Origin of the sequence: Aquimarina sp. AD1, from assembly GCF_003443695.1 — a bacterium.
Classification (GTDB): Bacteria; Bacteroidota; Bacteroidia; order Flavobacteriales; family Flavobacteriaceae; genus Aquimarina; species Aquimarina latercula.
Genome location: NZ_CP031966.1, coordinates 853,505 through 865,728, shown reverse-complemented (window position 1 = coordinate 865,728; position 12,224 = coordinate 853,505). Strand labels below are relative to the sequence as shown.

The 12,224-nt window shown below is 32.7% G+C and carries 13 protein-coding genes; 7 read left to right on the top strand and 6 right to left on the bottom strand.

Translation table 11 applies throughout. The features are described from left to right. The first annotated feature begins 132 nt into the window (after positions 1 to 132). On the top strand, positions 133 to 2,955 hold the full coding sequence (locus tag D1815_RS03970; protein ID WP_118385988.1) for a TonB-dependent receptor: 2,823 nt from the start codon (positions 133 to 135) through the stop codon (positions 2,953 to 2,955). A 41-nt stretch (positions 2,956 to 2,996) separates the two neighbouring features. Here D1815_RS03970 and D1815_RS03965 read toward each other — a convergent pair whose 3' ends face one another. The 4 genes from D1815_RS03965 to D1815_RS03950 all read right to left on the bottom strand — a co-directional run bounded on the left by D1815_RS03965 (position 2,997) and on the right by D1815_RS03950 (position 5,903). Beyond that, positions 2,997 to 3,818, bottom strand: a complete 822-nt coding sequence (locus D1815_RS03965) for an alpha/beta hydrolase (RefSeq protein ID WP_118385987.1) — start codon at positions 3,816 to 3,818, stop codon at positions 2,997 to 2,999. Beyond that, the gene (locus D1815_RS03960; protein WP_118385986.1) at positions 3,805 to 4,680 is read right to left on the bottom strand and encodes an alpha/beta hydrolase; all 876 of its coding nucleotides are present in this window, start codon (positions 4,678 to 4,680) and stop codon (positions 3,805 to 3,807) included. Before D1815_RS03960 ends, D1815_RS03965 begins: the two co-directional genes overlap by 14 nt. Before the next feature lie 117 nt (positions 4,681 to 4,797). Further along, on the bottom strand, positions 4,798 to 5,436 hold the full coding sequence (locus tag D1815_RS03955; RefSeq protein WP_118385985.1) for an outer membrane beta-barrel protein: 639 nt from the start codon (positions 5,434 to 5,436) through the stop codon (positions 4,798 to 4,800). A gap of 116 nt (positions 5,437 to 5,552) precedes the next feature. Continuing rightward, positions 5,553 to 5,903 carry a 4Fe-4S dicluster domain-containing protein gene (locus D1815_RS03950; protein ID WP_027391726.1) on the bottom strand — a complete coding sequence of 117 codons (351 nt, stop codon included), beginning with the start codon at positions 5,901 to 5,903 and terminating at the stop codon, positions 5,553 to 5,555. Between the two features lie 66 nt (positions 5,904 to 5,969). On the opposite strand from D1815_RS03950, the gene D1815_RS03945 reads away from it, so the two are divergent. From D1815_RS03945 to D1815_RS03920, 6 genes are all read left to right on the top strand, one after another. Next, positions 5,970 to 7,031, top strand: coding sequence for an acyl-CoA reductase (locus D1815_RS03945; RefSeq protein WP_118385984.1), 1,062 nt, complete (start codon positions 5,970 to 5,972; stop codon positions 7,029 to 7,031). Positions 7,032 to 7,156: 125 nt separating this feature from the next. Further along, positions 7,157 to 8,221: a 3-phosphoserine/phosphohydroxythreonine transaminase gene (serC, locus tag D1815_RS03940; RefSeq protein WP_027391728.1), complete on the top strand. Its 1,065-nt coding sequence runs from the start codon at positions 7,157 to 7,159 to the stop codon at positions 8,219 to 8,221. 71 nt (positions 8,222 to 8,292) lie between these two features. Continuing rightward, positions 8,293 to 9,243 (top strand): D-2-hydroxyacid dehydrogenase, encoded by a 951-nt coding sequence (locus tag D1815_RS03935; RefSeq protein ID WP_027391729.1) that lies wholly within the window; start codon positions 8,293 to 8,295, stop codon positions 9,241 to 9,243. 192 nt (positions 9,244 to 9,435) lie between these two features. Further along, complete coding sequence (locus D1815_RS03930; protein ID WP_027391730.1) at positions 9,436 to 10,074, top strand: DUF937 domain-containing protein; 639 nt, start codon at positions 9,436 to 9,438, stop codon at positions 10,072 to 10,074. A gap of 150 nt (positions 10,075 to 10,224) precedes the next feature. Beyond that, positions 10,225 to 10,650 (top strand): DUF6146 family protein, encoded by a 426-nt coding sequence (locus D1815_RS03925; protein ID WP_118385983.1) that lies wholly within the window; start codon positions 10,225 to 10,227, stop codon positions 10,648 to 10,650. A gap of 39 nt (positions 10,651 to 10,689) precedes the next feature. Then, positions 10,690 to 11,211 (top strand): DUF6787 family protein, encoded by a 522-nt coding sequence (locus tag D1815_RS03920; RefSeq protein ID WP_027391731.1) that lies wholly within the window; start codon positions 10,690 to 10,692, stop codon positions 11,209 to 11,211. Positions 11,212 to 11,256: 45 nt separating this feature from the next. Here D1815_RS03920 and D1815_RS03915 read toward each other — a convergent pair whose 3' ends face one another. Next, the gene (locus D1815_RS03915; RefSeq protein ID WP_027391732.1) at positions 11,257 to 11,571 is read right to left on the bottom strand and encodes a hypothetical protein; all 315 of its coding nucleotides are present in this window, start codon (positions 11,569 to 11,571) and stop codon (positions 11,257 to 11,259) included. A gap of 47 nt (positions 11,572 to 11,618) precedes the next feature. Continuing rightward, the gene (gene folE, locus D1815_RS03910; protein WP_035084236.1) at positions 11,619 to 12,215 is read right to left on the bottom strand and encodes a GTP cyclohydrolase I FolE; all 597 of its coding nucleotides are present in this window, start codon (positions 12,213 to 12,215) and stop codon (positions 11,619 to 11,621) included. Positions 12,216 to 12,224 lie beyond the last annotated feature (9 nt).

Genomic DNA, 12,224 nt, shown 5'->3' with positions numbered 1-12,224 from the left:
CATTTTAGCTTAATTCAGGCAAATATTTAGTGTAAAATTCCCTTTAAAAAAATTACAATAACTGACTCTCTCCCTTTGTTAATATTGATTTATTACTATCTTTATTTTTAAACCAATTTAATTATTATTTACATGAAAAAACTCACACTCATTTTGTTGGGCTTATTTATTTCTATGACCCATGCTCAAAACACAATCACTGGAACTGTTACAGATAGTCAAGGCTCCCCACTACCAGGCGTCAATATTCTCGAAAAAGGTACCAATAATGGTAGCATTACCGATTTCGAAGGAGCCTATAGTATTGAAGCTGATTCTTATGGAACTCTAGTTTTTAGTTTTGTAGGGTTTGAAACTAAGCAAGTCTCAATTAATGCCCAATCGATTATTAACGTTACTCTTTCTAGCGGCTCAGAGCTTGATGAAGTTATTTTAGTTGGAACTAGGTCTTTGCCAAGAAGTAATACTACTTCTTCGTTACCTGTTGATGTATTGCCCGCAAAAGAATTAGCTTCTACTGGTCAGATTACATTTGACAAAGCACTGCAATATAAAATACCATCATTTAATACTGTACAAACTCCTGTAAATGATGCTACTTCCCTATTGGATCCATATGAAATTCGAAATATGGGACCTAGTAGAACATTAATTCTTATTAACGGAAAACGTAAGAACCTCAGTGCATTACTTTATACACAAACTTCTCCTGGTAGAGGTGAAACAGGCTCTGATATTTCAGCTATTCCTACAGATGCTATTAAAAGAGTAGAAATCTTAAGAGATGGAGCCTCTGCTCAATACGGATCTGATGCGATTGCTGGGGTAATGAATATTATTTTAAAAGATAGTTACAAAGATGGTTCGGCGACCTTACGAACTGGTATTACTTCTGAAGGTGATGGAGAAACAATTGGCATAAGTGTTAATAATGGATCTACTATAGGAGAAGACAAAGGTTTCTTTAATTATACAGTAGATTTTTCTAAAGTTAGTTTAGCAAACCGTCCAGGAACAGTAGATGCACAAGGAGAGGCAACAGATTTTGGAGCGGATATCGCAGATGTACAAGCATTTCTAGATCTTTTCCCAGATGCCGGTAACATTAATGGATCTCCTGAAACGGCAGCTGCAAAATTTTTAGTAAATGGAGGGTACGATATTAGTGAAAACACTCAAATATATATGAATGCTGCTTACGTATACAAGAAAGTAAATAGTTTTGCTAACTATAGAACTCCATATTGGCGTACAGAAGCCGATTTTCCTTATTTAGCTGATTTTTTTCCAAATGGTCCTAACGGAGAATATATCGGATATGTTCCTACTTTTGAAGGAGACTTAAATGATTATAACGCTACCATTGGTTTTAAAACCAAAAAAAATGGATGGAATTATGACCTTAGTTACACCACTGGAGGAAACTCTCAGGATTATACCGTAAATAACTCTCACAATCGTAATTCCGTATTATCGCCATCTACTTGGATTGACGCAAATGATAATGGTGTAGTAGACCCGGGAGAACTAACAGAAGGATCAGAATTATATCGTGAAAACAGTCCTATTTCCTTTGATCCTGGAGGTACAAAATTTACACATAGTGTTGGAAACATAGATATAGCAAAACTCATTACCGATGAAATAAGTATTGGTTTTGGAGCTGAATTTAGAACAGAAACTTTTGAAATTATAGAAGGTGATCTTGCTTCTTATGACGGAGGTGGTGCAGATTCTTTTGCTGGTAATAGACCAGAAAACTCTGGAAAATTTAATCGTTATAACTTTGGAGGTTATTTTGATATTTCTGCAGATATTACAGAAGATTTTTTAGTAAATGGTACTATTCGATTAGAAGATTATAGTGATTTTGGTGAAGCTTTTGTATGGAAAATAAGCAGTCGCTATAAATTTTTAGAAGATAAACTGACTGTTAGAGCTTCTTTATCTACAGGATTTAGAGCTCCAACTTTACATCAGATATATACTCAACGAGCTCAATTTTCATTTATTCCTGGTCAAGGTATACAAGTAGGAGGATTAATTAATAACGTTTCTCCTCAGGCACAATTCCTATCAATTCCACAATTAGATGCAGAAAAATCTACAAACTTTACAATAGGTGTTGGTGCTAAGATTAGTAAAGACTTTAATTTCACCTTAGATTATTATAATATTAAAGTAGAAGATAGAATTGTGCTAAGTACAGAAATCGGTGCTACTGCAGCAGGTGATACACCTTTAGATGACGTACTAACAGCTAATAATTTATCAGACGTAAGTTTCTTTGTCAATGCTATTGATACAAGAACATCAGGAATTGATTTGGTAGCCAATTACAGAAACATCGTGCTGGGGCCTGGTAAACTTGGTTTTAGTCTATCTGGTAATTATACAATTCAAAATGAAAGAGATGGAGCTGTAAATAACCCTCAGTTAGTTGCAGATGCAGGACAATCAGTAGTAAATGATACTCAAGAAGCATTATTTTTCACTTCTAGGCCTGAGTTTAAAGCTATTCTGGGTGCCAACTACGATATTGGTAAGTTCGGATTCTCATTAAACAACACATTATTTGGACCTACAAAATTTAGAAATCAAGGATTACAAGATCTAGAAGGACTGGTAGGGGGAGATGCTGCTGATAGCGATGGAGGGTCTGACCTTGGAGTAGAATTTATGACCAAAGTCGTTACTGACCTCGGAATAAACTACAACGCAACCGATAAAATAACATTGGCGTTAAACATTAACAATGTTCTAGATATATTACCAGAATGGGAGTTTAAAGCGCTTACTCCTACTGGTACTGCCGTTCTTAATGATGCCGATGCTACAAAAACTGCATTTAATCTAATAACATTTAATGGTAGATACTCTCAAATGTCATATGATGGTTATCACTTTAGTCAATTGGGAACTATGATAAATCTATCTTTAAATTATAAATTCTAGAACAAATTTTCATTTTAAAATTATGATTCGCTTTATTCTAATTAATTAGAGTAAAGCGAATTTGTTTTTAATACATCGTCTATAGTATTGATATACTTATCAAATTTAATTAGATCATTATGTGAACCACCTTCAATAGTTATCATTTTCTTTTTTGAAGTTAAAATACTTCTAAATAATTTTTGACCTGATGTATAGGGAACTACTCCATCATCGGTACCGTGATAAATTGTAATAGGACACTTTACATTTTCTATAAACGTATTAGATGGGAACTTATATTTCAAAATATTCTTTACTGGAAAAATCGGTAACCAATGTGATGTAACATCTTCCATGGAATTAAATGGAGTCTCTAGTATTAATTTAGAAGGATTATTTAAAGAAGAAACTTTGGTTGCAATACCAGTTCCTAAAGATCTCCCATATACGATCACTTGACTCTCTTTGTATTTACTTAAAACATACTCATAAAATAATTGAGCATCGTCATATAACGAACTTTCTTCTGTTATATTCCCTGTACTTTTACCATAACTTCTATAATCCATTACAACAACATCATATTGTTTATTTACGAAAAAGGAAGCTATTTTTCCCCATCTGGATAAGTTCCCTTTATTACCATGAAAGTATAATATAACTCCTTTGGGATCTTTACATTTAAAATGAAGCGCATTTAACTTTTCTCCATCCGTAGTTTCTAAAAAAAACTCTTCAAAAGAATGATTAAATTGATATATAAAATCTATTGGAAGCTTTTCTGGTTGAAAAATAATTTTATGTTGAAGTAAATATAATAGTCCTAATCCCATAAAATATACAATCAATATCCAAATTATTCCTTTTTTAAGCTTGGACATTTACTTTTTTTGAGGAGTGTTTTACACCGATGCTAGTATTAGATAAATTAATTTTTCTCATTTTAGAATTGATAATTTCTCCTAGCATTTTATGATAGGATTCAAAATTATTGAGATTCTTATGACCTCCTCCAATTACGGTATAAAGACGAGTTAATTTAGGTTTTACTTTTGATAACTTTATACTGGATTTAAAAGGAATTAATTTATCGTGAGTCCCGTGAATTATATGAATAGGGCAATTCACATACTTTAACCATTTATAAGTGGGTATTGGATACCTCATTATTAAGGAAACTGGCATAAACGGAATAAACTTAGCCGCTACCTTACTCAAACTATAATATGGCGCATCCAGTATTAACATTTTAGGATTGTTTATTGATGCTAATTTAGTAGCAAAACCAGATCCCATGGATCGTCCATAGAGTATTATATACTTTTCGTCTACTTTTTCTTTTAATTTATTATAAACGAACTGAAGGTCACGTTTTATCGCTTTAAAAGAACGCCTTCCTGTACTTTTACCAAATCCACGGTAATCTAACATACATACATCATATCCGTGTCTTGTAAAATCAACAGCAAACTTACCCCAACCTTTTATACTTTTAGAATTTCCTTTAAGATAGAGCACCACACCTTTAGGATTCTCTACCTTAAAATGAAGTCCATTTATAATAGCACCATCCCTAGTTTCTAGATTATACTCTTCTACAACTTGGTTGTAATAATAAAATTCAAAATCTTTATCTAATTTCTCTGGTTTGAAAATAAAATATTCTTGCAAATAGTATAAAGCAACGCTAGCAATAATATAAAATGCAAGAATAATAATTGCTGTGTATCCCCAATTTGGCATATTAATATTCTTTAAAAAATGCTTGTAAGTAACTAATTTACAAAAAATTAAAATGAATTGCATAAAAACTCCTGCCGAAGCAGGATCTTAATATTTTATTTTTAATTGACTTATCTTTTATCGTCGAGCATCATATATTCTAAAACGAACACCTACTCGAGCATAGATGTCAAAAAACTTACTATCTACATCGACTAAATTATCCGTAAAATCATTCATTGCACCTACTTCTAGCATAATATCAAACATCTCTCCAATCATCTGAGAAAAACCTACACCATAAACTCCGCCAATTACTAGTTGTTCATACTGATCAGATTCCAAATCTACACCCGCAAATTCTACACTAGTATTTAATCTAAAAGAAGGACCTACATTAATAAAAGGTCTAAAACGATCTTTTCCTCTACCAAATAAATATCTAAATTTAGGATTAAACCCTATCTGAAGAGCTTTTATTTCAGTTTTTGGATCATCAATAAATACTGGATCACCTAGATCAAACTGAGACTGGAAAAGATCTATCTCACTATTTCTTTGTAAAATTTCAACAGAAAAAACAATACTTGTTTTGGCTCGAACACCCATAACATAGCCATAACCAGCGCTAAAAAAGAAACCTGTTCCAAAATCTGAGTCAACATCCTCAAAACTTAACTTGGAAAATGTCGCACCACCAGTTACTTCCCAACGATATTGTCCAAATGAAGTAGTCGAAATAGCAACAAGTAAAATAAAGAATATTAATTTTTTCATAATTTCATGTTTAAATTTGAGGTTAAATTCTTGACGAAAATACTAAAATTTAAAAAACAAGCACAAAAAAACCTGTCGATACTGACAGGTTTATAATATATAAGATCGTTAATCTTTTATTCTTTATGCATAAATGCCTGTTTCTGTAATAAAAACTCTTCTGTTTCTACTATATCTTCGTCTGGAACACAACAATCTACCGGACACACAGCCGCACATTGAGGTTCTTCATGAAAACCTTTGCACTCCGTACATTTATCTGGAACTATATAATATATCTCATCACTCACAGGCTCTTGCGCCTCTTCTGAGTTAACTGCTTTTCCTCCAGGAAGTACGACATCACCTTCTAAATCTGTACCGTCGGCATATCTCCAATCATCTGCTCCTTCATAAATTGCAGTGTTTGGACATTCTGGTTCACACGCACCACAGTTTATACATTCATCCGTTATTATAATTGCCATAGCTCTTTTTTATTCTAAATTTGCAACACAAAAATAACTCGTAAACTAGTGATAAACAAATTAGAAATGTTATTAAATGACCGAATCACCGCATTTTCTGAATTAGGCAAGTTCTTAAGTCAATTCAAAAATACTGGTTATGAGAAGATTAACAACATCAAAAATAACGAAGATTTTTTTGATGGAATGACGCAAAAAATAGAATCTGCCAAACATCATAATGGTTGGTTTACAGAAGAAAACATAGTGTTTTCACTATCGCAATGGAGTAAAACACTTACAAAACATAACCTAGAACAATGGTTATCTTCTTATTCATTAGATCAAATAGAATCGAAAACAATTGGAATAATTATGGCAGGTAATATTCCTTTAGTTGGATTTCACGATTTTATTTCAGTATTAATCAGCGGCCATAACGTATTAGTTAAACAATCTTCTAATGATAATCAATTACTTCCATATTTAGCTTCTTACCTAATCTCCATAGCACCTAAGTTTAAGAATAAAATTTCTTTTACCACCGAAAAACTCACTGGTTTTGACGCCATCATTGCTACAGGAAGCAATAACACTGCACGTTATTTTGAACATTATTTTGGTAATAAACCCAATATAATTCGCAAAAACAGAAATTCTGTAGCTGTTTTAACCGGTAACGAATCCAAAGAACAATTGGCAGCATTAGGAAACGATATATTTAGATATTATGGATTAGGTTGTCGCAGTGTATCCAAACTTATGGTTCCTAAAGGTTATGATTTCGATCTATTTTTTAAATCCATTTATGCTCATAATGATATCATTAACGGTGCTAAGTATGCCAATAATTATGATTATAATAAAGCGGTGTATTTAATGAGCAGTTTTAAGCTACTAGAAAATGGTTTTCTAATGCTAAAGGAAGATACCAGTTATGGTTCTCCTATTGCCACTTTATTCTACGAAACTTATGACACTAAGGATGAGCTAATTCAAAAATTCGAAAAGGATAAAGAAGCTATTCAATGTATTGTAAGTGATGATTTTTCAGAAGAAAGTATTGATTTTGGCACTACTCAACACCCTTCTCTGTCAGATTATGCAGATAACATTGATGTTATTGAATTTTTAACAAAAATTCAATAAATATTTTATCATATTGATAATGATTTTGTTTTAGATTATTAGCACCTTTGTGGTGTTTTTTCTTACTGGTTTAAGGAGCCAGAAAACAATAAGAAAAGTAAATAATAAAAACAATAAAATCACTGATGAAAAAGCACAACTTTAGCGCAGGACCTTGTATTTTACCACAAGAAGTATTCAAAGAAGCATCCCAGGCTGTATTAGACTTTAACGACTCTGGGTTATCCATTTTGGAGATTTCACATCGTAGCAAAGATTTTGTAGATGTAATGGAAGAAGCCCGTAGTTTGGCTTTAGAATTATTAGGATTAGAAGGTAAAGGCTATAAAGTACTTTTTCTTCAAGGTGGAGCGAGTACACAATTCTTAATGGCTGCTTATAATTTATTACAAACTAAAGCAGGATATATCAATACAGGTAGCTGGAGTGATAAAGCCATTAAAGAAGCCAAGATTTTTGGTGAAGTTATTGAAGTTGCTTCCTCTAAAGATGCTAACTATAATTATATCCCTAAAGGGTACAAAGTACCAGAAGGTTTGGATTATTTACATTGCACAAGTAACAATACCATATTTGGAACACAAATTAAAGACTTTCCAACTACCGATGCACCACTTATATGCGATATGAGTAGTGATATTTTCTCAAGACAATTGGATTTTTCTAAGTTTAGTCTAATTTATGCTGGAGCTCAAAAAAACATGGGGCCTGCAGGAACGACGTTGGTTGTTATTAAAGAAGATATTCTTGGCAAAATAGAAAGACAAATCCCATCAATGTTAGACTACAGTGTACATATTAGTAAAAGCAGTATGTTTAATACACCTCCTGTTTTCCCTGTATATACATCTATGCTTACACTTAGATGGCTAAAAAAACTTGGCGGAATAGCTGCCATTGAAGAAGAAAACGAGAAAAAAGCAAAACTTATCTATTCTGAAATAGAGCTAAATCCTCTTTTTAAAGGATTTGCAGAAAAAGAAGATAGATCTACAATGAATGCAACCTTTTCTTTAGTTGATGAAGACCTAAAAGAAACCTTTGATGCAATGTGGAAAGAAGCGGGTATCAATGGTGTTAATGGACATAGAAGTGTTGGAGGATATAGAGCAAGTATGTACAATGCTATGAGTATAGAAAGTGTTGCTGCACTTGTAGACGTAATGAGTGATTTAGAAAGAAAAGCATAACCAACTTACAACAAACCGAAGCTTACTATTCTGGAATAAGAACAAAAAAAATTAAAAATCAAACCTTTAAAATGAAAGTATTAGCAAACGATGGAGTATCACAAAGTGGTATAGATGCCCTAGAAAAAGCTGGATTCGAAGTGCAAACCACCACTGTGGCACAAGATCAATTAGTAAATTATATAAACGATAATGAAATCAATGTACTACTGGTACGAAGTGCTACCAAAGTAAGAACTGATATCATTGACAATTGTAGCTCCTTAAAAATCATTGGTCGTGGTGGTGTTGGTATGGATAATATTGATGTTACTTATGCTAGAGAAAAAGGACTGCATGTAATTAATACGCCTGCCGCTTCTTCTGGTTCTGTTGCCGAATTAGTATTTGCTCATTTATATGGGAGTGTACGTTTCTTACATGATGCGAATAGAAATATGCCGTTAGAAGGAGATAGCAAATTTAAAAACCTTAAAAAAGCATATGCTGGTGGTACAGAATTAAGAGGAAAGACACTTGGTGTAATTGGTATTGGTCGTATTGGACAAGCTACGGCAAAAATAGCAATCGGAGTTGGTATGAATGTAGTAGCATTTGACCCCTTTATTGAAGAAGTAGATATTCCGGTTGAATTTTTTGATGGACAATCCTTAAACTTCAAAATAAAAACTGTTTCAAAAGAAGAAGTTTTGAAACAAGCAGATTTCTTTACATTACACGTTCCAGCACAGAAAGAATATGTGATTGGTAAAACTGAAATAGACCAAATGAAAAATGGTGCTGGATTAATCAATGCAGCCCGTGGTGGTGTTATTGATGAAGTAGCATTAGTAGAAGCGCTAGAAAGTGGTAAACTAAGCTTTGCTGGTCTGGATGTTTTCGAAAACGAACCAAATCCTGCTATAAAAGTATTAATGAATAACAAGATCTCGCTAACACCTCACATTGGTGCAGCAACAGGAGAAGCGCAAGATAGAATTGGACAAGAGCTTGCTGATCAAATTATATCTATACTTAAATAAGAATAGAAAATCTTAAGAGATCATCAAAAATAAAACACCTTTTACGAAAATTCGTAAAAGGTGTTTTTTATTTACCTTATATCGATAAAATTATCGTTTCATCCGGTTTTATTATAAAATAAGGGGAATAAATTCTATAATCTTACCTATAAAAAATGTAAATTTAGATCACATAATAAAAAAATATAAATCATGTCTGGAATTTTAGATCTTTTAAATAGCCCAATGGGGCAACAAATCATTAGCGGAGTAAGTAGTCAAACAGGACAATCCGCAGATAAAACAGGAAATTTACTAAGTATGGCTATGCCAGTGCTTATGGGAGCAATGCAAAAAAATGCTTCTACTCCTGAAGGAGCTTCGGGATTATTAGGAGCGTTATCCGGAAAACATTCTGGTGGTGGAATCTTAGATAATCTTGGTGGTTTGTTCGAAGGTGGAGTTGAAGACAATGTTACTAATGATGGAGCTGGAATTCTTGGACATATTTTAGGAGGTAAACAACCAGCTGTAGAAAATGCATTAAGTCAAAAATCTGGAATGGATGCTGGCTCAGTAAGTCAAATACTTAAAGTAGCTGCACCTATTCTAATGGGAGTTTTAGGTAAGCAAGCTTCTCAAAGTAACGTATCTGATGCCAATGGATTATCTAGTATGTTAGGTGGAATGCTTGGAGGTGGTCAAGGATCTAAACAACAATCTCTTATCGAATCATTTCTAGATGCTGATGGTGACGGAAGTATTCTAGATGATGTTGCAGGTATGGTTCTAGGAGGCGGTCAGAAAAAAGGCGGTATTGGAGGGTTACTTGGTGGACTTTTCGGAAAATAAAATCAAAAAAAGTTTTAATAATTTTGAAAGAGTCTTGATATAAACATCAAGGCTCTTTTTCTATATCGGTACATATGATTATATTTCTATAAAACATTACAAAACGTTAAAAATCAAAAAATATTGATCGACTTTTTGTATTTTAAACGTATGGTAACGAAACAGGTTTTTTTTCTACTTACTCTAGTATTAATCATTTACAGTTGCGGAACAACTAAAGATCGAAAACTAGACACAACATCTACGGCCAATACTTCAGATACATTAAGAATTGCTAATGATGATTTAGAGTACGAAATCATTATCATAGAACCTGGATTTAATAACTGGTTAGTAACACAAAGACCCAGAGGATATTACAATCAACAGTTTTTAGAAATAAGAAATCGTCAATATGTTATAGAATACAATCAAAGAGTAGTTCAACCACAACGTTTTGATCCTAATTTATATATCCAACAAATTAACTATGATCAGCACACTGATTATGGATATGAAGTAAATTATCTACTATATAATTATTTCTTATTTTTTGAAAAACAATACAACCAGCGTTTTTTCGTAAGCAGAGGATAAAGATTTTGACGAGGGAAGTTTATATTGTATTTTTGTTCAATGCAAAAATTCAAAGATCGTTGGGAAATCCAAGCTAATTGGCAACTTATTTTTCCCTTATTAGGACTTACAGGTTTATTGATTTCTTCTTTTTTACTAAGTAAAAGACTTATATCTGGAATTTTTAAATTATCAGAAGACCACGAAGCGTATATTCTCGCTTTATCCTTAATCTCTTTGTTTCTTTTTATTCCCTTATTAGGACTTACTTTAAAAATCTTTAGTGCATTAGAAAAAAAATGGGAAATCAACTATCGATGGGAAATGATAGCTATATTTATTGTTTTTGCAATTACAGGATCTACGGCTGCAAGAGTTTCTGACCCATTACTAACTCTAATTGGATTGAGCAAAGAAACTACGAGTGGCTGGATCTATTGGCCTCTTAGAATATTTTTGATATTCCCTATATACCAAGTTATACTATTAATTGTAGGATGGTTATTCGGTCAATTTAAGTTTTTCTGGTGGTTCGAGAAAAAAATGCTCCGCAGAATGGGCTTCGCTAAATTTCTTGATTAAAAATGTTTTAAAAGACTTATTAGATAAAGTAAGTAGCAATACTTACTATTGAACTATCTCTACCTCAATTGTTTTACCGTCTTTATCAAAAACTTCTTCCTTATTAATTACAAATGTATATAACCACATAATGGTAAAAGATGGAATAATATCAGTACCTGGTATAATCTCTTCTATAAATGTTATTACAGATGCTATTTTTCCTTTTTTTCCAGGATACATATCCAACATTTTTTTTGCAGCATATGGAGCCCAAATGATATCTAAAAAAGGGCCGACAACTGGAATAACCATCGAAGCCATACCAATCAAATCATAAACAATGCCTTTCTTTAGTAATTTATATTTGTTTTTTTTCATAAGTTTCTATTTACTAAAGATATAACAAAAAAAATGCCAAAAAATTGTTATGCCAAATCTGCAGTTATCAATCTTAAAAACTCGGTTCTTGTTTCTATTTTCTCAAATTGACCTCTAAATCCAGAAGTAGTGGTTACAGAGTTCTGTTTTTGCACACCACGCATCATCATACACATATGCGAAGCTTCTATTACAACAGCAACACCTTGCGGTTTAAGTGTTTTATTGATGCACTCTAAAATATCATGAGTTAATCGCTCTTGTACTTGAAGCCGTCTTGCAAAAACATCTACAATTCTAGGCAATTTACTTAACCCAACTATATGCCCATTAGGAATATATGCTATATGGGCTTTCCCAAAAAATGGAAGCATATGATGCTCGCATAGAGAATACAACTCAATATCCTTTACAATTACCATATCGTCATAATCTTCTTTAAACATGGCACTTTTTAATATCTCTTCGGGATCCTGATGATATCCTTGAGTCAAAAACTGCATGGCTTTCGCCGCTCTCTCTGGAGTCTTAACGATCCCTTCTCTACTTACATCTTCTCCTAAATCCGTAATAATCGACTTAAACTTATCTTTTACATCATCAGTAACCTTGATATTATATTCTTCAAATTTATTGTATGGCATTATGCGTAT